Below are 20,892 nucleotides of genomic sequence, written 5' to 3' on the forward strand. Positions count from 1 at the left end.
GCGCTCGTTGGCTGTCCGTCAGCGGGCGACGCGCATCGTGTCGGCCTCGTCCCCGCTCGAGGTGCGAGCGCGCCCGTTGACGTCCGTCACGCGCGTGAAGATGGCGTAGCGCCCAGCGGGGAGCCGTCGGGGGAGCTTGACCTTCCAGGTCGTGGTCCCCTTGGCGAGGAAGAACCGGCTGGGCTGGCAGGTTCCGCTCGCGCGTCGGGCGGCGAGGAACTTGCCGTTGCGGGCGAGCTGCGTGCAGGTGCTCGTCCTGGTGCGCGGCGTGGAGGGCCCACGGACGACGGCGACCTCGACGCGGCCGACGGGGACGATGCTGTTGGGCAGCGTCCCGGCGAGCTGCTTGACGGCGCGCGTCGCGGTGGTCGTCACCTGAGGCGTCGGGGCGGGCGGTGGTGGGGGGAAGGCGGAGATCTTGACCTCCCCGTTGTGCACAAGCGCCATGCGGTCGCCCTCGACATCGATGTTCGGGCTGTCGTGGAGGCGGACCTTGTAGCCGTCGAGGCGCGTCTCGAAGACGCCCGGTTCACCCAGCCACATCCGGGGCTGGCCATCCAAGCCGAGCAGGAGTCGCTGCCCGGCGGTGGTCATCGCCACGGCGTCGCCGACGATGGCGAACCGCCCTCCGGGGCGTACAGGGATGGGTCGGGCGGTGGGATCGCTGACCGAGGCCTGCAGCAGGACAACGGCGCCGTCGCTCCAGTTGCGGTGGCCACTGAAGACGACACGGCCGTCGGCATCGACGTCGATCGGGCCTTCGGCGAGTTCGAGTGGCCCGAAGTCGGCGGCGTCGATCTCCGCAGCGACCGCTACGCGATGGACCCGTTCGGCGAAGGGTTCGACACGACCAACCTGAGCGCCGAGGCCAAGGGCAACCCGTTCCGCTTCCAGGGCCATTACCTGGACGAGGACACCGACACCTACGACATGCAGGCGCGGTCGTACCGACCGCTGCTCGGGCGATTCCTGACCCAGGACCGCTTCGAGTCGCCGACGGCCGACCAAGGCCTGCAGGTAGATCCGTCGCTGAACAACCGCTACGGCTTTGCCGGCGGCAACCCGACGACTCGGGTGGAACTCGACGGCCACAAGAACGGCGGGCCCTCCGGCGATGGCCCAAGCACGCCGCTGGGCCGCAAGCCGAGCGCCGACGAGCGACAGACTCGTCGCCGGTCGATCAAGCACATCAACACATCGCGCGCCAACGCTGAGAGGAGCATCGCCCAGGAGAACGCCCAAATCGCCGGCGGCCATCAGCCGCCGAGGCGCCAACTGCTAGCCGAGGAAGCAAACAGGTTCCTCAACGCCTACCGCCGCAAGCACGACCTGACCACTCGCGAGACCGAGAATCTGGCCAGCGTGTTTCAGACGCTGACCGGGTCGGCTGATGCCGATGAGCCGGGGTGGTCGCGAGCGCTTAAGTCCATCGGCATCACTCCTGAGGTGGTCGGTACGTCGGCTTTGCCATGCGGGTTCTTCTGTGGCGCGCTCAAGTCGACAGTCGGACGCGCGGCGACCGTGGTTCGGCGTGTGCTCCCCGGTCGGGGGACCACCGCCGCCAGGGGCGGAGCGGCGATCGCACGATACGACGCAGATTTCGCAATGCGCCAGGTCTTCGCCGGTCGTACGGCCAAGGTCACTGAGTGGGCTAGGTTTGCGGATGCGCAAGGCTGGCAGCGCGTCCAGAGCGGTGCCGGTCCCCTGAAGTTCCGCGACGCCAACGGCGTCGACCGGCTCGTGATCAAGCGTGGTAGCGAGCGCACTCCTGGTAGCGAGCGGCCTGACATCGCTATTCGTGACGCTGGTGGGACCCGGGTCGACACCTGGGGCAACCCGGTAACTCGTCGGAGCCCCGGCAACCACACACCCGTCGAATGGGATCTGCCTTGAAGCCCTACACCGCCATAGCCGATCTCGCTGGCTTCCTGCTCGAGGACTCTTACGTCCTGGACATCCACGCGACCCCGGGTCAGCTCGACTTCCGAACGGACTTCGTGCTGACACCGGAACATGGCGCATACCGCGGTCCTCGCTCCGGGGAGCAGCATGACTACCGGCGAGGCTGCCTCAGCTTCCTTCAAGTCACCCACCTCACTTGGGCGGAGCAGGGTCTCCCGCCCGCCGTCGACGCGCGCGGGGAGAAGGACTATGGAACTTTCGATTCCTTCGAGTGGGCCGACCACCGCTACGTGGTCGTGGGCAGCTTCGGCTCCATCGACGTGCGCGCCGGGATCGTGAGGGCACAGCTAGCAGACGAGGCCTCCTGATCACCGGACGAGGCGTCGTGCAGGTGGTGCCAACCGCGCGTACGGGACGCACCGCGCTTGCCCTCCGGTAGGAACACGGGGTTCGCCTTGAGCGCCCGCCGCCAAGTTGCGTCCGGCTACGGGTCGGTGACTCGACGGAGTGGCCTTTCTTGCGGCCACTTCGTGATGCCGGAGGAGGGACTCGAACCCCCGACACGCGGATTATGATTCCGCTGCTCTAACCGACTGAGCTACTCCGGCGGGGGATCGGGAGTGTAGCGGCGGGTAGCCGGTCGCGGCATGGCCGACGCACAGCAGTTCATCGACGCGATGCGGGAGAGCTCGGGCGCGCAGGACCCGGAGGAGGCCCTGCGGGCGGGGCTCGCGGTGCTGGGGGAGCGGTTGGGTGGTGCGGCCGACGAGCTGGCCGCGCAGCTGCCGTCGCCGTTCGACGGCGTCACGCGCACGGCGTCCTCGGGTGCGGCGCCGCGGACCGACGACCGGGCGATGGCGCAGGCGCTGGCGCAGCGGCTGAACGTCGACGACGCCGCGGGGCTCGACGTGCTGCAGGGCACGATGCGCGCGGTGGCGATCGTGGTGGAGGACGACGCGCTGCTCAAGCGGATCGCCGCGGAGCTGCCGGCGTCCCTCAAGCCCGCGTGGGACCCGCCCGCCGACGCCGACCGCTTCCGCACGGCGCAGACCGACGCGCCCGGGCGCTCGCTGCGGGCCTAGTGCCCCGAGGTGTGTCCCTCGGAGCACCTGGGGGATGTTCGAACGGTCACACCTCGCGCGCGAGACCCGTCGGGCGCGGGTGAGATGCTCCCGCCCATGGCCGCCGCGAAGCCGCTGCGCGAGCTGATCGACCGGGGGTGGGCGCAGGCGCTCGCCCCGGTCGAGGATCAGGTCGCGCGGATGGGCGAGTTCCTGCGCGAGGAGGTCGCCGCGGGGCGGAGGTTCCTCCCAGCGGGCGAGCACGTGCTGCGGGCGTTCCAGCGGCCGCTCGCCGACGTGAAGGTCCTCATCGTCGGCCAGGACCCCTACCCGACGCCGGGCCACGCGGTGGGACTCTCCTTCTCGGTCGCGCCCGACACGCGACCGCTTCCGAAGTCCCTGATCAACATCTTCAAGGAGCTGCAGGAGGACGTCGGCGCCCCGCCGCCCGCCAACGGCGACCTGACGCCGTGGGCCGACCAGGGCGTCCTGCTGCTCAACCGCGCGCTGACCGTGGGCGCCGGCCGCCCGAACTCCCACCAGGGCAAGGGCTGGGAGGCGGTGACCGAGCAGGCGATCCGCGCGCTCGCGGGCCGCGGCGGTCCGCTCGTGGCGATCCTGTGGGGCCGCAACGCGCGCAACCTCAAGCCGCTGCTGGGCGACGTCCCGGCGATCGAGTCCGCGCACCCGAGCCCGCTGTCGGCCAAGAACGGCTTCTTCGGCTCCCGGCCGTTCAGCCGGGCCAACGACCTCCTGGTCAAGCAGGGCGGCGCGCCGGTCGACTGGCGGCTGCCGTCCGCCGTGCCGCAGGCCGCCGGCGCGACCGCCTAGGCGTCGGCGCGGAAGAACTTCGCCAGCGCCCGGTGCGTCTGGTCCGGGCGCTCCATCTGCGGGACGTGCCCGCAGTCGAGCTCGAGGTGCTCGGCGACCGGCAGCGCCTCGGTCACGTGGCGCGCGAAGCCGATCGGCACGAGCGTGTCCTGCGTGCCCCACACGAACAGCGACGGCGGCTGCAGGTCCTTCAGGCGGGGCCAGAAGCCGTCCTCGCCGTAGGGCTCCTCGAGGTAGATCGCGCGCGCCGCGGTGTAGAAGGCGGCCCGGCCGCCGCGCGTCAGGTACGCCCGCAGGAACTCGTCGACGCCGGCCTCGACGAAGCCGTCGCCGGACTCGGGGACGACCCGCGCGACGATCCGCTCGACCACCGCCCGTGGCGCGGGCTGCACGAACCCGAGCTCCGGCCGGACCAGGCGCAGCAGCGGCGCCCACGGCCGCCGGCGCCGCCACGCCATCGACGGCGCCAGCAACCCGAGCCGGCGCACCCGGTCGGGGAACGTGAGCCCGACCTCGAGCGCCGCGCGCCCGCCCATCGAGTTGCCGACGAGGTGCGCGCGGTCGACCTCGAGCGCGTCGAGCAGCGCGACCACCTCGCGCGCGAAGAACCGCGCGTCGTAGCGGGCCCGGGGGCCGACCGGCTTGTCCGAGTCGCCGAAGCCCGGCAGGTCGATCGCCCGCACGCGGAAGCCGCCGGCCGGCGCGCCGGGGTCCGCCATCGCGCTGAGCGTCGACAAGAACGACGCCTTCGTCGCCCCGAGCCCGTGGAGGCAGACGACGGGCGCCCCGTCCAGCGGCCCGGCCTCGAAGAGCGAGATCCGCCGCCCCAACGGCGTCTTGACCAGCCGCGCCTGCAGCCGCTCGGGCTCCTGCGACCCGCTCGTCGCGGCGAGGAAGCCGACGCCGAGGTGCAGGTCGTGGCGCACGCGCAGCTTCCCGCGGCGGAACGCGAGCATGCCGGCGCGCAGATCGTCGGCGATCCTCCGCCACGTCGCGAGGTCGGCGGTCAGCTCCGCCTCGGCCCGTCCGCTGGGCAGCGCGAGGCGCGCGCCCGACCCGTCGAGCACGGCATCGCGATCCTGGTCCTCGCGCCCGCGCACCGCGAGGCGCACGCGCCGCGCGCGTCCGCCGCCGAGGTGCAGGACGTCCGGGTCGAACCGGTCGACGAGGGCCCGGAACGGGCCGGGATCAGGCGTGGGCCTCGTCGCCTTCCCGGTCGCCATCCAGCTCCCGCTTGAGCACCTTGCCCGCCGGGTTGCGCGGCAGCTCGTCGAGGAAGACGATCTCGCGCGGCACCTTGTAGCCGGCGAGCTGCTCCTTGACGTGCTGCTTCAGGGTCTTCTCGTCGACGTCGCCCTCCTTGACCACGTAGGCCTTCAGCCGCTGGCCCCACTCGTCGTCCTCCACGCCGACGACCGCGACGTCCGCCACCGCCTCGTGGCGGGCCAGCGTGTCCTCGACCTCCTGGGGGAAGACGTTCTCGCCGCCCGAGACGATCATGTCGTCGTCGCGGCCCTCGACGAAGAGCCGGCCCTCCTCGTCGAGGTGGCCGACGTCGCCCGTGGCCATGAGCCCGCGGACGACGTCCTTCGAGCCGCCGCCGGTGTAGCCCTCGAAGAGCATGTCGTTGCCGACGAAGATCCGGCCGGTCTCGCCGGGCGGCAGCGGCTGGTCGTCGTCGCCGAGGATCTCGAGCTTCGTCCCGTGGGGCGGCGGGCCGGCGGTGCCGGGCGCCTCGCGCAGGTCCCTGGGCGAGGCGATCGCCGCCCAGGCGACCTCGGTGGAGCCGTAGAGGTTGTAGAGGACGTCCCCGAAGGCGTCCATGAAGTCGATCGCGAGGTCGCCCGGCAGGGCCGAGCCACTCACCGGGACCGTGCGCAGCGTGCTCGTGTCGTACTTCGAGCGCGTCTCCTCGTCGAGGTCGAGCAGCTTGCGGCACATCACCGGGACCATCGGGAGGCACGCCACGCGCTCCTCCTCGACGACCTTCAGCGTCTCCTCGGGCTTGAACTTGCGCCGCAGCACCAGCGTGGAGCGCAGCAGCAGCGCGAGCAGCAGGTGGGCGAAGCCCCACTGGTGGAAGAGCGGGGCGACGACGAAGACGCGCTCGCGGGCGCGCAGGGGGATGGCGGAGAGGATCGAGACCGCGGCCCCGATCGTCGGCCCGCCGCGCGTGGCGCCCTTCGGCGTGCCGGTCGTCCCGGAGGTGAGGATGGTCGTGCGGCCATGGCGGCCGGGCTTGGAGAGGGCCGTCGGGGCGCCGTCCTCGATGAGCTGCTCGAGCGTCTCGACGTCGCCGGTGTCCGTGTCGTCGTCGGTCCAGGCCACGTAGCGCGTGCGGTCCTGGAGGGCGTCGGCGAGCAGGTCGGTGAACTCGGCGTCGTGGATGACGGCCTCGGGGCCCTCGCGCTCGACCACCTCGGTGAGCTGCGGTCCGGCGAAGGCGGTGTTGAGCATGAGCCCGTCGGCCCCGAGCTTCGAGAGCGCGATGACGGTCTCGACGAAGCCGCGGTGGTTGCGCATCATCAGCGCGACGCCGTCGCCCTCGCTGATGCCGCGCCGGGCCAGCGCGTTGGCCAGCCGGGTCGTGCGCTCCTCGACCTCGGCGAAGGTCAGCGTGCCGCGCTCGTCGATGATCGCCGCGCGGTCGGGCTCCAGCGCCGCCGCGGCCGCGTAGCCGCCGGCCGGTGACTGGCCGAACTTCGCCACGGCCGCGAGCGCCTTGGCGCCCCGGTCCGGGCGGATCGGCGTGACCAGTCCGGCGCCCGCGAAGACCTTCGCGGCCTGCGCGCCGGTGCTGACGACGTCGGCGACCCGTTCGAAGCGCCGCGAGCGACCCGTGCTGGACATGAGGCCTGTGCTTCCCGCCGAGCCCCGTCCTTGACACCCCTTCGTGTCAACTTCCGCCGGAGACGGCGGCGCTGGCGCTCGCGGCGATCGTCGCGCCGATGATGGCGCCCTGCACCTGCTGGACCGCCGCGCGCACCGCCTTGCCGACGGCGTCGCCCTCGGCGATCTCCTTGGCCCGCTTGCGCGCGGCCTTGCGGTGCTCGCGCCCGACCACGTCCTTCTCGCGCTCGAGGGCGTAGACCAGCGCGACCAGCGCGCTGTCGCGCTCGTCGGGCTCCTGCCCGTCGACCAGGACCCGGCGCAGGCGCTCGCGCACCGCGCGCTCGGGCTCCGGATCGCGCGTCGGGTAGCGCGTGCGGCTGAAGATCCCCAGCAGCTTCGACTGGTCCTCCTCGAGCACCCCGTGCGCGACGAGGTCCGCCGCGGCACGCGCCCGCAGCGGCTTGAGCTCCTTGGGCAGCTTGGCGACCCAGTGCTTCGCGCCCTTCGGGTCGTCCTGTGCGCGCAGGAGCGCCAGCGTGTCGGCCAGCACGCCCTCCGGCGCGCTCGCGTCGTCGAGGACCTGCAACGACTTGTCCTCGTAGCGGACGAGGTCCCGGATCGCGAGCTCCATCAGGATCGCGCCGGCGGTCGCCTGGTCGGCGGTGCTGTACGTCGTGGAGTCCGAGCCCTTCTCGTCGTCGAGCACGAGCAGCAGCAGCTCCTCGTGGAGGCCCAGCCGGTCGGTCGCCATCGCCATGCTCGAGTCCTACCCCACAGATGACCGGTGCCTGGCACCCGTCACCCGAACGGATGGCGTGGCAGGGTGGGCGGCGTGGTGCTCCTGGCCGTCCCCAACGTCTCCGAGGGCCGCGACCGCCAGGTCGTCGATGCGATCGGCCAGGCCTACGTGCGCGCCACGCGGGCGACCCTGCTGGACACCCACACCGACCCCGACCACCACCGGTCGGTCCACACGCTGGCCGGCGCGCCGGGCGACCTGGCCGAGGCGCTGGCGCGGGGCGCACAGGAGGCGCTCGCCCGGATCGACCTGCACGACGACCGCGGCATCCACCCGCACGTCGGCGCGCTCGACGTCGCGCCGGTGGTGCACCTCGACGCCCAGCGACGCGGCGCCGCGTGCGCGGAGGCGCTCGTCGCCGCGGAGCTCATCGGGCAGCTCGGCGTCCCGGTCCTCCTCTACGGCCAGCTCGCGCAGGGCCGCAGCCGCGCGGAGCTCCGCCGCGGCGGCATCACCCAGCTCGCGCAGCGCCTGCGCTCCGGCGAGCTGCACGCCGACTTCGGCCCGCAGCGCCCGCACCCGACCGCCGGCGCCACGCTCGTGGGCGCCCGTCCGCCGCTCGTCGCGTTCAACGCCGAGCTCGCGCCGCCCGCCACGGAGCAGGACGCCAAGCGCATCGCGGCGGCCATCCGCGAGGGTGGCCCCGACGGCCTGCCCGGACTGCGCGCCATCGGCCTGCGGCTCGCCGGCAAGGGCGGCGTCGCGCAGGTGTCCATGAACGTCGAGGACCACGAGGCGCTGGCGCTGGCCGAGGTCGTCGCCGCGATCGGCCGCCACGCGCGCGTCGCGCGCTGCGAGCAGGTCGGCCTCGCGCCCGCGCGCGCGTACGACGGGTTCCCGGACGACCTCGAGGTCGACGGGCGGCGCACGGTCGAGGAGGCCCTCGCCGTCCTAGACTCCTAGGCAGCGATGGCCCAGACGAAGCGCAAGCGCCGGACGAAGCACCGCGGCAACGCCGCGGGGATGGTCGAGGTGCGCGGCCGCACCGGCCGCCCGATCACCGACGCCGAGCGCCGCGCCTCGCAGGGCCGCAAGCCCGCTCGCGCGACGGGCATGGCGAAGTACGACAAGCCCCCGACGTGGCGCAGCGCCGCCAACCGCGGCGCGATCGCCGCGCTCATCTTCGGCCTGGTCACCATCCTCGTGCTCAAGCAGCCGGTGTCGGCGGGCATCGCCCTCGCCGGCTTCATGCTCGCGATCTACATCCCGATGACGTTCCTCACCGACACGTTCCTCTACAAGCGCCGCCTCAAGCAGAAGGCGGCCGGGAGGGCCTGATGGAGGTCCGGATGTTCACCGTCGGGCCGGTGCAGGAGAACTGCTTCCTCATCCGCCACGACGGCGCCGACCGCGCGGTCATCGTCGACCCGGGGGAGGAGGCCGAGAAGCTCCTCGGCGCGATCGAGGCGCTCGGCGTCCAGCTCGACGCGATCCTGCTCACCCACACGCACTTCGACCACGTCGGCGCCGTCGCCCCGATCGCGAAGGCCACCGGCGCGCCGGTGTACTGCCCGAAGCTCGAGGTCCAGGTCCTGCAGGACGTGATGGCCTACGTGCCGTGGCCGGGCTTCGGCCCCTACGAGTCCTGGGACCCGGAGCACACCGTGGAGGGCGGCGAGACGCTCGAGCTCGCCGGCTTCACCATCGACGTCGTCTTCACCCCCGGCCACTCGCCCGGCCACGTCACCTACGCGATCGCCGACGAGCAGGCGCTCTTCAGCGGCGACGTGCTCTTCCAGTCCTCCATCGGGCGCACCGACCTGCCGGGCGGCGACTTCGAGGTGCTCATGCGCTCGATCGCCGACCTCCTGGGCCGCTTCCCGGACGAGACCCAGGTCTTCCCCGGCCACATGGGCATCACCTCGCTGGGCGCCGAGCGCGCCACGAACCCCTTCCTCCAAGAGCTCACGGGGTGAGCGCGGCCAAGCTGCAGGCGCCGCGCGGCACGCAGGACGTGCTGCCCGAGGACGCCGCGGCGCGCACCGCCGTGGAGCGGGCGGCCCGCGCCGTGCTCGAGCCCGCCGGCTACCGCCGCATCGAGACGCCGACCTTCGAGCAGACCGAGCTCTTCTCCCGCGGCGTGGGCGCCTCCACGGACATCGTCCAGAAGGAGATGTTCACCTTCCGCGACCAGGGCGACCGCTCCATGACCCTGCGTCCCGAGGGGACCGCGCCCGTCGTGCGCGCCTACCTCGAGCACGGGATGCACAAGGAGCCCCAGCCCGTGCGGCTCTGGTACCTCTCGAGCTTCTTCCGCCAGGAGAAGCCGCAGAAGGGGCGCTTCCGCCAGTTCTGGCAGGTCGGGGCCGAGGCGATCGGCGCCGCCGACCCCGCGGTCGACGCCGAGCTCGTCGTGCTGCTGCGCGAGCTGCTCGAGTCCCTCGAGGTCCGCCAGGTCCAGCTGCGCATCAACTCGCTCGGGACGCCCGAGTCGCGCGCGGTCTACCGCGAGGAGCTCACCAGGCACCTGCGCGCGCACGGGGACCGGCTCTCCGACGACGTCCGCTCGCGCATCGAGCTCAACCCGCTGCGCGCGTTCGACAGCGACCACGCGGGCACGCAGGAGGTCATGGCCTCCGCGCCGCTGCTGCAGGACTTCGTCTCCGACGAGGACCGCGACCACTTCGCCGAGGTCCGCGCGCTGCTCGACGCCGCGGGCGTCCCGTACGAGATCGACCCCACGCTCGTGCGCGGCCTGGACTACTACACGCGCACGATCTTCGAGTTCACCTCCGGCGAGCTCGGCGCCCAGAGCGCCGTCGGCGGTGGCGGGCGCTACGACGGCCTCGTCGAGCAGCTCGGCGGCCCGGCGACCCCGGGCTGCGGCTGGGCCGCCGGCATCGAGCGGATGCTCCTGGCCGCGGGCGCGCGGCCGGAGCCCGAGCCGGTCGTCGACCTCTTCGTCGCCTGGGAGCCGGAGGCCCGCCGGACCGCGTTCGAGGTGCTCACGGAGGCGCGTCGCGCCGGTCTCGGCGCGCAGATGGACCTCGCCGGGCGGTCGCGCAAGGGCCAGGTCAAGCAGGCCGCGCGCCTGGGCGCGCGCTACGTCGCCTTCGTCGGCGCGGACGGCTGCGCGCTGCAGGACACCGAGGCGGGCGAGCAGGAGGACGTCGACCCGGCTGCGGTCGTCGCACGGGTCATCAACGGGAGGCACTTGGCATGAGGACGCCGCGGTCCAACAGCTACCGGGACACGTGGTGCGGGGCGCTGGACGCGTCGCGCGCCGGCGACGCCGTCACCGTCGCGGGCTGGGTGCACCGCCGCCGCGACCACGGCGGCCTGATCTTCATCGACCTGCGCGATCGCTCCGGGATCGTCCAGCTCGTCTTCCACCCGGAGACCTCGGGCGTCGCGTTCGGCGCGGCCGAGCGCCTGCGCTCCGAGCACGTCGTCTCGGTCGAGGGCGACGTCGTGCGCCGCGAGGAGGGCAACGTCAACCCGAACCTCGCGACGGGCGAGATCGAGCTCCAGGTCCGCCAGATGCAGGTCCTGGCCGAGGCCGAGACGCCGGTCTTCCCGATCGACGAGGACCACGACGTCGACGAGGTCACGCGCCTGCGCCACCGCATGCTCGACCTGCGCCGCGAGCCGATGCGCGAGGCGCTCGTCCTGCGCTCCAAGGTCGTCAAGGCGATGCGCGACGTCCTCGAGGAGCGCGACTTCCTCGAGGTCGAGACGCCGATCCTCACGCGCTCCACGCCCGAGGGCGCCCGCGACTTCCTCGTGCCCTCGCGCCTGCAGCCGGGCTCCTGGTACGCGCTGCCCCAGTCCCCGCAGCTCTTCAAGCAGCTGCTGATGATGAGCGGGTTCGAGCGCTACTACCAGATCGCCCGCTGCTTCCGCGACGAGGACCTGCGCGCCGACCGCCAGCCCGAGTTCACGCAGCTCGACGTCGAGATGTCCTTCGTGGAGGAGGAGGACGTCATCGAGATGATGGAGGCGGTGATGACGCGCGTCTTCGAGGTCGCGCAGGTCGACGTGCCGCCAGCGCCGTGGCCGCGGATGGGCTACGACGAGGCGCTGTCGCGGTTCGGCTCGGACCGGCCGGACACCCGCTTCGGCCTCGAGCTCCACGACGTCTCCGACCTCGTCGGTGGCAGCGACTTCAAGGTCTTCCAGGGCGTCCTCGACGGCGGCGGCGCGGTCGTCGCGCTCAACGCCGGCGCGCGGGCGATGAGCCGGTCGGAGATCGAGGGCCTCAACGAGGTCGTCCAGCGCCACGGCGGCAAGGCGGTCGCGCACGCGTTCGTCGACGCGGGCGCGTGGCGCTCGGGCATCGCGAAGTTCTTCTCCGAGGACCAGCAGCGCAAGGTGGTCGACGCGCTCGGCGGTGCCGAGGGCGACCTCCTGCTGTTCGCCGCCGACCAGCGCCAGGTCGCGCTGGAGGCGCTCGGCGGGCTGCGCCTCGAGCTGGGCAAGCGCTTCGGCCTCATCCCCGACGACCGCCACGACCTCCTGTGGGTCGTCGACTTCCCGATGTTCGGCCGCAACGAGGAGGAGGACCGCTGGGACGCGCTGCACCACCCGTTCACAGCGCCCGTCGGCTCCTTCGACGACCCGGGCGCGCTGCGCTCGCGGGGCTACGACCTCGTCATGGACGGCACGGAGATCGGCGGCGGCTCGATCCGCATCAACGACCCCGAGGTCCAGCAGCAGGTCTTCGACGCGCTGGGCATGGACGAGGAGGAGGCACAGGCGCGCTTCGGCTTCCTGCTGGACGCGCTGCGCTACGGCGCGCCGCCGCACGGCGGCATCGCCATGGGCCTCGACCGCATCGTCGCCATCTGCGCGGCGCGCGACTCGATCCGCGACGTCATCGCCTTCCCGAAGACCGCGTCGGGTGGCGACCCGATGACGGGCGCGCCGGCGCCGGTCGACGACCGCCAGCTGCGCGAGCTGGCGGTGCGCTCGCTGGTCACTCAGCAGGCGTAGGCGACGCCACGTAGACGTTGGGCCTGCTGCTCTGGGCGCTCGACCCGCCCGGAGCGGACTCGCCCGTGGGGTAGGAGCCGGTGGGCGGCGGCTGCTTGTAGGAGGGGAAGCCGCGTGCCGGGACCGTCTGCAGCGTCCCGGTCGCCTTCGAGCTGTCCCCGGTGCTTGCGACGCTCGTGGCGGTCAGCGGCGCCTTGCGCGTGACCCGCGTGGTCGTCGTCGCCGGCGCGGCGGTCGAGCGCGCGTACGTCGTGGCCGGGGTCTGCGACGTGGCCGCTGGGGCCTTCTTGGCCGGCTGCTTCCTGGGCGCCGAGGCCGCCTTGCGCTCCGGCCGGTCGCGCTCGACCTTCGGCGCGCGCTCGAGGACGGGCGGCGCGACGGTCGCGACCGGCACGGCGCCGCCGAGCCCGACCGTGCTGATGCACGCCGCGGCGCAGCCCTTGGCGACGAGGCTGATCTGCGGCTCGCTGCCGGGCAGCAGGACGATGAGGTCGCGCAGGCGCTCGCGCAGGCCGTCGAAGCGGTGGCCGAGCGCCACGAGCAGGCCGTGGGGCGCGAGGACGAGCACGCGGGGGCGACGGCGGCGCGTGTGCGCCTCGTCACCGAGGCGGTGCACGAGCGTGCGGCGGCTGCGGGCGACGAGCGACTTGGCGGCGACGACGTCGACGTCGAACGCGTCGGCGATCTCACGCAGGCTGCGGCCCTCGAGGACGCTGAGCGCGAGCGCGCGGCGCTGGCGCGGCGGCAGCTCGGACCAGGTGGCGACGACGCGGTCGAGCTCGGCGGCGGCCGCGACGGCGGCCTCGGGCTCGGTGCTCGCCGGGGTGGCGAGGACGCAGCGCGCGTCGTCGAGCGGGACGGCGTCGCGCTCCCGGCGCGCCAGGTCGATGGCGCGGCGCGCGGCGATGGTCCGCAGCCAGGGCCGGAGGTCGTCCGGGACGCTGCCGCCCCGCAGGGCCCGGTGCGCGGCGAGCAGCGCCTCCTGCACGGCGTCCTCGGCCAGCTCGGGCCGGCCGGTGCGCTTGGCCACGAAGCGCACGAGGGGCGCGCGGTGGCGGTGGACGATCGCCGCGAACGCCTCGTCGTCACCGGCGCTGGTGCGCTGTGCGAGCAGGCGGTCGTCTCCCTGGTGTGCAGGCATCCGCGAGTGAGAACGCCGCGCAGGGGCGAAGGTGTCGCTCGCGTCGGGCAACGTCATCCGAAAGGCGGATCTGCGACACCTGGTGCCGGCGGCCGGCGACAGAGAGGGCATGACCACCACCAAGTCCCTCCTCAAGGCCGCCGGCGTCCTCGTCGCCGGCGCCACCCTCGCCCTTCCGGCCGCCGCGAGCGCCAAGTCCGCGCCCACCGCCCCGCCGCAGCACGTCGTGGGTGAGCCCATCACCGAGGAGAACGTCAACCACGTGTTCTTCGAGGCGCGGATCGTCGGTGCCGACGGCGGCGTGGTGAAGACGCTGGCCTGCGACTGGAAGCTGCCGGGCGACGACGACCGCGAGTGCCTGCGCTTCCAGGGCGACCCGCAGAACGCCGTCGAGGCGATCCGCGACGCCGGCGGCGCCCGCGCCGTCAAGCGCGTGACCTCCCCGGAGATCGGGCTGGACTCGACGACGCGCATCACCCGCCGCGCCGGCGGCTCCTGGCTGTTCCGCACGACCGGCAGGTCCGGCGACCTCGACCTCAACAACGGCTGGGTCTGCGACGAGGACGGCTACGGCTGCACGATGTGGGACGCCAACGGCGAGGACTCCGCCAAGGACGAGGTGAAGGCGGCCGCCGCGAAGATGCAGAAGAAGGCGCGCAAGGCCCGCCGGGCCAAGCGCTAGCCGGAGCGCTCCTCGAGACGCGTCCAGGCGCTCTGGACGCGTCTTGAGGATCCCGCGGCGACGGCCGATGGACCACCCGTGGACCAGGTCAGCCTGCCCATCCGCCTCGCCCTCGTGGCCGTGCTCGCCTTCGCCGCGCTGTGGTTCGTCGCCCTGCGCCCGAAGCCCGTCGAGACCGCCGCGACGCCGGCGCCGACCGCCGCCCCGGCCACGCCGGCCGCGGACGCCAGCGGCGCCCCGGGGGTGGACGGGCTCGCGTCGGCGGTCGACAAGGCCAAGGGCGCGGTGGACACGGCGAACACGGCCAGCGCGAAGGTCGAGGCCGCGACCGGCGGCACGGGCAGCGCGACGCCGGCCGCCGTCGCCAAGACGCCGGCCAGCGCCGCCGTGAAGCCCGCCACGCCGGCGAAGGCCGCGAAGCCGGCCGACCTCTCGGTCCCGCTGCTGCGCAGCCTCGAGGCGGGCAAGACCGTCGTCCTGCTCTTCTCCGGCAAGGGCGCCGACGACCGCGCGGCCAAGCGGGCCGTCAAGGCCGTCCCGCGCCGCGGCGGCGACGTCGTGGTCAAGGTCGCCTCGATCGACCGCGTCGCGAGCTTCGGCGCGATCACCCGCGGCGTCCAGGTCACGACCGCCCCGACGACGCTCGTCATCGGCCCCGACGGCAAGGCCCGGCAGATCCTCGGCTTCACCGACGCCGACGAGGTCGCCCAGGCCGTCGGCGACACCCTGCGCCGCTAGCACGGGGCGGAAAGTGCCTGGCACTTTCCACCCGGCACCGCGGAAAGTGCCTGGCACTTTCCGCCCCTAGACTCGGCGGACCGTGGACGAGCGGTTCGCCGAGCACCTCGAGCACCCGGTCGCACGCGGCCACCGTCCCGACGGCGGCCACGACGGCCACGCCGGCGGCGCGCTGTGCGGCGACCTCGTGCGGGTCTCGGTCGCGGTCGCCGGCGACACCGTCGTCGACGCGGGCTTCGACGCGGAGGGCTGTGGCGCGCTGACCGCCGCGGCGTCGGCCGCGGTCGACCTCGTCCGCGGCGAGGCGCTGCTCGACGCCGCGCACGTCGGCACCCAGCCCATCGCCGCCGCGCTGGGCGGCCTGAGCGCCGGGAAGCTCCACGCGGCCGAGCTCGTCGCCGACGCCCTGCACGCCGCGCTCGGCCAGGCCGCGTGGCACGACGCGCAGCTGGCGGCCGACCCCGGCCGCACGCTCGTGGCCATGAGCGGTGGGGTGGACTCGACGGTCGCCGCCCTGCTCGCCGGCCCCGGCGCCGCCACGGTCACGCTCGAGCTCTGGCGCGACCCCGAGAACGACGCCGAGGCCTCGTGCTGCAGCGCCAATGCCGTCCGGGCCGCGCGCGCCGTCGCCCACGGGCTCGGCCTCCCGCACCTCACGCTCGACCTGCGCGAGCCCTTCCGCGAGGGCGTCGTCGACCCGTGGCTGGCCGGCCACGCCGCCGGCCTCACGCCCAACCCGTGCGTGGGCTGCAACGGCCGCGTGCGCCTCGACGCGATGGTGCAGCTCGCCGACCGCCTCGGCGCGGCCACCCTCACCACGGGCCACTACGCGCGCACAACGCCCGACGGCCTCGTCCGCCTCGCCGCCGACCCGGCCAAGGACCAGGCCTACGCGCTCGCCGGCCTCGATCCCGCGACGACCCGGCGCCTGCGCTTCCCGCTGGGCGAGCACACCAAGGACCAGGTCCGCGCGCTCGCGCGCGAGCACGGCCTCACGGTGGCCGACAAGGCCGACTCCCAGGACCTCTGCTTCCTCGCCGGCACGGGCCGCGCTCGGTTCCTCGCCCGCCACGGCGGCCTCGACGACCGTCCCGGCGACGTCGTCGACACGGGCGGGGCGGTGCTCGGCCGCCACCGCGGGGCGCACCTCTACACCGTGGGACAGCGCCGCGGCCTGGGCCTCGACGGCACCGGCACGCCCCTCTACGTCCTGCACACCGACCCCGCGGCGAACACCGTCACGGTCGGCGACCGGGCGCAGCTCGCGACCACGCGCATCGCGCTCGACGGGCTGCGCCTGCACCGCCCGGCCGCCGCGGTCGACCGCGCCAAGCTCCGCTACAAGGCCGAGCCCGTCGCCTGCCGCCTCGAGGACGACGTCCTCGTCCTCGACGCGCCGACGGAGGCCGTCGCGCCCGGCCAGGTCGCGGTGCTGCTGCAGGGTGATGCAGTTGTCGGCCACGCGGCGGTCTCCGCCAGCCGCCTGCACCTGGACGGTGTGGGCAGCCCCACCGAGGCGTCCAGCGCCGCGGCCTAGTGTCCCCGGACGTCAGCCCGGTGGCCGCCCGCCGCCGGTCATCGTCAAGGGGGAAGTCACAGCATGGTCACGAAGTCCCGGCGCATCGCGCCGCTCCTCGGTGCCGCCTGCGTCCTCGTCGCCGTCCCGGCGACCGCCGACGCCGCCATCTCGACGCAGAGCGTCCAGCAGGGGGTCACCGCCGCACAGCTCGCGCAGACGCTCGCGGGCACCGGCATCACCGTCGCCAACGCCACCGTCACCGGCAACACGCTCCAGGCCGGCAAGTTCAGCGGCGGGGCGCCGCTGGGCATCGACCAGGGCGTCCTGCTCAGCTCCGGCGACATCGCCGACGTCAAGGGCCCGAACAACGCCACGGGCGCCGGCGAGGGCTTCGGCGGCAACGGCGACGCCGACCTCGACGCGCTGGCCGGCGCGACGGGCGAGGAGCCCGGGACGGAGGACGCCTCGGTCCTCGAGTTCGACGCCACCTCGAACGCCTCGACGCTGTCCTTCAAGTACGTCTTCGGCTCCGAGGAGTACACGGAGTACGTCAACAAGGGCTTCAACGACGTCTTCGCCTTCTACGTCGGCAGCGGCAACCAGCGCGTCAACTGCGCCACGGTCCCCGGCGCCAACGGCCCCGAGCCGGTCTCGGTGGACACGATCCACCCGGGCAAGAACGCCAACCTCTACCGCGACAACGGCAACGGCCAGCTCGACACGCAGCTCGACGGCGTCACGACGGTCCTGACCTGCACCGCGCCGGTCACGCCCAACCAGCCCACGCACGTCAAGCTCGCCATCGCCGACCGCGGCGACGACCTCCTCGACTCGGCGGTCGCCATCCAGGCCGGCTCGCTGCAGTCGGGCCCGGGCAACCAGCAGCCGACCGCGCTCAGCGCCAAGGCCGCGCTGCTGAACCTCAACCCGCTCGGCCTGTCGCTCTTCTCGCCCAACGCGACGCTCACCTCCAACGGGGCGGCCGTCAGCGGCAAGAAGATCTCGTTCACCGTGAACAAGAAGAGCATCTGCTCAGCGACCACGAACGGCAGCGGCGTCGCCACCTGCAGCGGCCTCGCCAGCCTGCTCGACATCGTCCTCGGCGGCGGCTACGTCGCCACCTTCGCGGGCGACGCGCAGCTCAAGCCGTCCTCGGCCAAGGCCGGCATCATCAAGTAGCGGCTCGAACCGCCCCCGGCCGCCCGCAGCGGCGGCCGGGAGGCGGGCTCGCCGCGCACCGCGGGCCTCCTAGACTCCGGACGCGTGACGTCCGACGAGATCCGCGAGACCTTCCTGTCGTTCTTCGCCGAGCGCGGCCACAAGCGGCTGCCCTCGGCCTCGCTGGTCCCGGCGGCGTTCGACCCGTCGGTCCTGCTCACCACCGCGGGGATGCACCCGCTCAAGCCGTACTTCCTGGGCATCGAGCAGCCGCCCGCCGACAAGCTCACGTCCTGCCAGAAGTGCTTCCGCACGCCGGACATCGAGAACGTCGGCGTGACCGCCCGGCACCTGACGTTCTTCGAGATGCTCGGCAACTTCTCGATGGGCGACTACTTCAAGCAGGGCGCCGTCGAGTTCGCGTGGGAGCTGTCGCTCGAGGGCTTCGGCTTCAAGGCGCAGGACATCTGGATCACCGTCTTCGAGGGTGACCCGGAGCTCGGGATCGGCCCCGACGAGGAGGCCATCGCGGCGTGGGAGTCGGTCGGGGTCCCGCGCTCACGGATCGTCGCGCTGCCGCGCTCGGAGAACTTCTGGCAGGCAGGTCCGAACGGGCCGTGCGGCCCGTGCTCGGAGCTCTACCTCGACCGCGGGCTGGACTTCGGCAGCGAGGACGACCTCCCGGGCGGGGAGAACGAGCGCTTCCTCGAGTTCTGGAACCTGGTCTTCATGCAGTACGACCAGGACCCTCCGGGGACCCTGACGCCGCTGCCGGCGCAGAACATCGACACCGGCATGGGGCTCAACCGCATGGCGGCGATCCTCCAGGGCGTCGAGACGGTCTTCGACACCGACCAGTTCGCGCCGCTCATGGCGCTGGGCAAGGAGCTCGCGCAGCGCCCGGACGACCGTGGCCTGCGGATCCTCGCCGACCACACGCGGGGCATGACGTTCCTCGTCGCCGACGGCGTGGTGCCCTCCAACGAGGACCGCGGCTACGTGCTGCGCCGGCTCATGCGCCGCGCGATCCAGCACGGCCACCGGATGGGGATCGAGCCGGGCTTCCTGCCCCGGTACGTCGACGTCGTCGTCGAGACGATGGGCGCGGGCTACCCCGAGCTCGAGCGCGAGCGCGACACCATCCTCAAGTGGGTGCGCGCCGAGGAGGAGGGCTTCGGCCGCACGCTCGAGACGGGCCTCGGGATGCTCGACCGGATCCTCGAGGCGGGTGAGGTCTCGGGCGACGACGCCTTCCGCCTGCACGACACCTACGGCTTCCCGATCGACCTCACCGAGGAGATCGCGGCCGAGCGCGGCGCCTCCGTCGACCGCGCCGGCTTCGACGCCAACATGGAGGCCCAGCGCGTGCGGTCCTCGGCGGGGGCGGGCGCGTCCAAGAAGGTCGGCGCCGACCAGGAGCTCGTGCGCCAGCTCGCGACCGAGCCGTCGCGCTTCACGGGCTACGAGCACCTCGAGGAGCGCACGACCGTCGCCGGTGTCGCCGAGCAGGGCGGCCGGACCTTCGTGAAGCTCGCCACCTCGCCGTTCTACGCCCAGGGCGGCGGCCAGGTCTCGGACACGGGCACGGTGGCCTGCGCCGACGGCGACTGCCGCGCGACGGTCGTCGAGGTCCTGCGCTCGGGCGAGGACCAGGCGGTCGTCGTCGAGCTGGAGGAGGGGTCGCTGCGCGAGGGCGAGGAGGTCGTCGCGCGCGTGGACCGCGTCGCCCGGCACGCCACGCAGTGCAACCACACCGCGACGCACCTGCTGCACGCGGCGCTGCGCCAGCGGCTGGGCACCCACGTGCGCCAGGCCGGGTCCTACGTGGGGCCCGACAAGCTGCGCTTCGACTTCACCCACGGCCAGCGGCTGTCGCCCGAGGAGCTGCGCGACGTGGAGGACCAGGTCAACGCGTGGATCCTGCGCAACGACCCGGTGGTGCCGCAGACGACGTCGCTGGACGAGGCGCGCGCGAAGGGCGCGATGGCGCTGTTCGGCGAGAAGTACGGCGACGTGGTGCGGATGGTCGAGGTCGGCGATGCCCAGTCGACGTCGTCGACGGGCACAGGCGGCATCTACTCGCGCGAGCTGTGCGGCGGCACGCACGTGCGCTCCACCGCGGAGATCGGCGTCTTCCGCGTCGTCTCCGAGGGCTCGAGCGCGTCGAACGTCCGGCGCATCGAGGCGGTCACCGGGCCCGAGGCGGTCGGGCTGCTGCGCGCGCACGACGCCATCGCGCGCGAGGCGGCCGACGCGCTGCGCACGACGCCGGAGCAGCTGGTGGCGCGGATCGGCGCGCTGCGCGACGAGGCCAAGAAGGCGGCCAAGGCGGGGGCGGGCGGCGGCAACGGCGCGGTGGACGTCGACGCGCTCGCGGGGCGCGCCGAGGAGCTCGGCGGTTTCAAGGTCCTGACGGCGTCGGTGCCGGTCGGTGACGCCAAGGCGCTGCTCGACGCGGCCGACCGCCTGAAGAACAAGCTCGGCGACGCGGCGATCGTGCTGGGCGCGGCGGGGGAGGGGCGCGTGCACCTCGTCGCCTCGGTCGCGCCGGCGCTCGTCGAGCGCGGGGTGAAGGCCGGCGACGTCGTGAAGGTGGCCGCGCAGGTCACCGGCGGCGGGGGCGGCGGCAAGCCGACGATGGCCCAGGCCGGCGGCCGGGACCCCGAGAAGCTCGACGACGCGCTGGCGGCGGCGCGCGACGCGATCGCGTCCGCGCTCGGCGCCTGAGCGACCTATAGCCTCGTGCGGGTGCTCGCCCTGGACTACGGGTCGGCCCGGTGCGGCTGCGCGGTCAGCGACCCGACCGGCACCCTGGCGACGCCGATCGAGGCCGTCGCGCGCCCCGCGACCAAGACCGGGTTCGCGAAGGTGGTCGAGCTCGTGCGCACGCGGGAGGTGGAACGCGTCGTCGTCGGGCTGCCGGTCGGCCTGAGCGGGCGCGACACGCCGCAGACCACGGAGGCCCGCAGCTGGGCGGCCCGCCTGGCGCAGGCCGTCGACGTGCCGGTCGACCTCTTCGACGAGCGCTTCACCACGTCGATCGCTTCCATGTCCGCTGACGCGCGCACCTCCGAGGACTCCCGCGCCGCCGCCGTCCTGCTCGAGGACTGGCTGGCCCGCCACGGCTGGGAGCACGCCGGGTGAGCATCTTCGGCCGTCGCGACGAGGGCGACCACGGGCCGCGCTCTGCGGATGAGCGCGAGCGCGCGCGCCTCGAGCGCGAGCGGCGCCGGGCCGAGCGTGAGGGCCGCGCGGCACCCTCGGATGCGAAGAAGGGGACAGTCCCCTCGTTCGCAT

20 protein-coding genes and 1 tRNA gene are annotated in these 20,892 nt (G+C 73.6%); 15 read left to right on the top strand and 6 right to left on the bottom strand.

The window, feature by feature from the left end; genetic code table 11:
• Window positions 1–18 precede the first annotated feature (18 nt).
• Window positions 19–375 (bottom strand): hypothetical protein, encoded by a 357-nt coding sequence (locus JUB12_RS01845; protein ID WP_205697915.1) that lies wholly within the window; start codon window positions 373–375, stop codon window positions 19–21.
• 57 nt (window positions 376–432) lie between these two features.
• Between JUB12_RS01845 and JUB12_RS01850 the strand changes: the two genes are divergently transcribed.
• A complete protein-coding gene (locus JUB12_RS01850; protein ID WP_205697916.1) occupies window positions 433–1,893 on the top strand; it encodes an RHS repeat-associated core domain-containing protein in 1,461 nt (486 codons plus the stop codon).
• A complete protein-coding gene (locus tag JUB12_RS01855; protein WP_205697917.1) occupies window positions 1,890–2,270 on the top strand; it encodes a hypothetical protein in 381 nt (126 codons plus the stop codon). The genes JUB12_RS01850 and JUB12_RS01855 overlap by 4 nt, the downstream gene beginning before the upstream one ends.
• A gap of 166 nt (window positions 2,271–2,436) precedes the next feature.
• Here the strand turns inward: JUB12_RS01855 and JUB12_RS01860 are convergent.
• Window positions 2,437–2,510 (bottom strand) — tRNA-Met (locus JUB12_RS01860).
• A 39-nt stretch (window positions 2,511–2,549) separates the two neighbouring features.
• On the opposite strand from JUB12_RS01860, the gene JUB12_RS01865 reads away from it, so the two are divergent.
• On the top strand, window positions 2,550–2,984 hold the full coding sequence (locus JUB12_RS01865; protein WP_205697918.1) for a DUF2267 domain-containing protein: 435 nt from the start codon (window positions 2,550–2,552) through the stop codon (window positions 2,982–2,984).
• A 96-nt stretch (window positions 2,985–3,080) separates the two neighbouring features.
• Complete coding sequence (locus JUB12_RS01870) at window positions 3,081–3,794, top strand: uracil-DNA glycosylase (protein ID WP_205697919.1); 714 nt, start codon at window positions 3,081–3,083, stop codon at window positions 3,792–3,794.
• Here the strand turns inward: JUB12_RS01870 and JUB12_RS01875 are convergent.
• Genes JUB12_RS01875 through JUB12_RS01885 form a run of 3 tightly spaced genes read right to left on the bottom strand, consistent with a single transcriptional unit; the run spans window position 3,791 to window position 7,383 of the window.
• Window positions 3,791–5,017, bottom strand: a complete 1,227-nt coding sequence (locus tag JUB12_RS01875; protein ID WP_205697920.1) for an alpha/beta fold hydrolase — start codon at window positions 5,015–5,017, stop codon at window positions 3,791–3,793. The two genes, JUB12_RS01870 and JUB12_RS01875, sit on opposite strands and share 4 nt — an antisense overlap.
• Entirely contained in the window at window positions 4,983–6,644 is a 1,662-nt protein-coding gene (locus JUB12_RS01880) for an AMP-binding protein (protein ID WP_205697921.1), read from the bottom strand. The genes JUB12_RS01875 and JUB12_RS01880 overlap by 35 nt, the downstream gene beginning before the upstream one ends.
• A gap of 46 nt (window positions 6,645–6,690) precedes the next feature.
• Complete coding sequence (locus JUB12_RS01885) at window positions 6,691–7,383, bottom strand: GPP34 family phosphoprotein (RefSeq protein ID WP_205697922.1); 693 nt, start codon at window positions 7,381–7,383, stop codon at window positions 6,691–6,693.
• Window positions 7,384–7,458: 75 nt separating this feature from the next.
• Between JUB12_RS01885 and JUB12_RS01890 the strand changes: the two genes are divergently transcribed.
• From JUB12_RS01890 to aspS, 5 genes are read left to right on the top strand one after another with little or no spacing between them, the layout of a single operon-like run.
• On the top strand, window positions 7,459–8,328 hold the full coding sequence (locus tag JUB12_RS01890; RefSeq protein ID WP_205697923.1) for a hypothetical protein: 870 nt from the start codon (window positions 7,459–7,461) through the stop codon (window positions 8,326–8,328).
• Window positions 8,329–8,334: 6 nt separating this feature from the next.
• Window positions 8,335–8,703, top strand: a complete 369-nt coding sequence (locus JUB12_RS01895) for a hypothetical protein (protein ID WP_205697924.1) — start codon at window positions 8,335–8,337, stop codon at window positions 8,701–8,703.
• Window positions 8,703–9,341 (top strand): MBL fold metallo-hydrolase, encoded by a 639-nt coding sequence (locus tag JUB12_RS01900; RefSeq protein WP_205697925.1) that lies wholly within the window; start codon window positions 8,703–8,705, stop codon window positions 9,339–9,341. Before JUB12_RS01895 ends, JUB12_RS01900 begins: the two co-directional genes overlap by 1 nt.
• Entirely contained in the window at window positions 9,338–10,588 is a 1,251-nt protein-coding gene (gene hisS / locus JUB12_RS01905; protein WP_205697926.1) for a histidine--tRNA ligase, read from the top strand. Before JUB12_RS01900 ends, hisS begins: the two co-directional genes overlap by 4 nt.
• Entirely contained in the window at window positions 10,585–12,357 is a 1,773-nt protein-coding gene (aspS, locus tag JUB12_RS01910) for an aspartate--tRNA ligase (protein WP_205697927.1), read from the top strand. Before hisS ends, aspS begins: the two co-directional genes overlap by 4 nt.
• Here the strand turns inward: aspS and JUB12_RS01915 are convergent.
• Window positions 12,341–13,498, bottom strand: a complete 1,158-nt coding sequence (locus JUB12_RS01915; RefSeq protein ID WP_205697928.1) for an RNA polymerase sigma factor — start codon at window positions 13,496–13,498, stop codon at window positions 12,341–12,343. The two genes, aspS and JUB12_RS01915, sit on opposite strands and share 17 nt — an antisense overlap.
• Before the next feature lie 109 nt (window positions 13,499–13,607).
• On the opposite strand from JUB12_RS01915, the gene JUB12_RS01920 reads away from it, so the two are divergent.
• The 6 genes from JUB12_RS01920 (at window position 13,608) to ruvX (ending at window position 20,739) form a co-directional block, all read left to right on the top strand.
• Complete coding sequence (locus JUB12_RS01920; protein ID WP_205697929.1) at window positions 13,608–14,180, top strand: hypothetical protein; 573 nt, start codon at window positions 13,608–13,610, stop codon at window positions 14,178–14,180.
• 78 nt (window positions 14,181–14,258) lie between these two features.
• Window positions 14,259–14,918 carry a hypothetical protein gene (locus tag JUB12_RS01925; RefSeq protein ID WP_205697930.1) on the top strand — a complete coding sequence of 220 codons (660 nt, stop codon included), beginning with the start codon at window positions 14,259–14,261 and terminating at the stop codon, window positions 14,916–14,918.
• 82 nt (window positions 14,919–15,000) lie between these two features.
• The gene (mnmA, locus tag JUB12_RS01930) at window positions 15,001–16,455 is read left to right on the top strand and encodes a tRNA 2-thiouridine(34) synthase MnmA (protein ID WP_205697931.1); all 1,455 of its coding nucleotides are present in this window, start codon (window positions 15,001–15,003) and stop codon (window positions 16,453–16,455) included.
• Window positions 16,456–16,518: 63 nt separating this feature from the next.
• Complete coding sequence (locus JUB12_RS01935; RefSeq protein ID WP_205697932.1) at window positions 16,519–17,616, top strand: choice-of-anchor L domain-containing protein; 1,098 nt, start codon at window positions 16,519–16,521, stop codon at window positions 17,614–17,616.
• 84 nt (window positions 17,617–17,700) lie between these two features.
• Complete coding sequence (gene alaS, locus JUB12_RS01940; RefSeq protein WP_205697933.1) at window positions 17,701–20,322, top strand: alanine--tRNA ligase; 2,622 nt, start codon at window positions 17,701–17,703, stop codon at window positions 20,320–20,322.
• A gap of 21 nt (window positions 20,323–20,343) precedes the next feature.
• Entirely contained in the window at window positions 20,344–20,739 is a 396-nt protein-coding gene (gene ruvX, locus JUB12_RS01945; protein WP_241004386.1) for a Holliday junction resolvase RuvX, read from the top strand.
• The last annotated feature ends 153 nt before the right edge of the window (window positions 20,740–20,892 follow it).

The organism is Conexibacter sp. SYSU D00693 (assembly GCF_017084525.1).
Classification (GTDB): Bacteria; Actinomycetota; Thermoleophilia; order Solirubrobacterales; family Solirubrobacteraceae; genus Baekduia.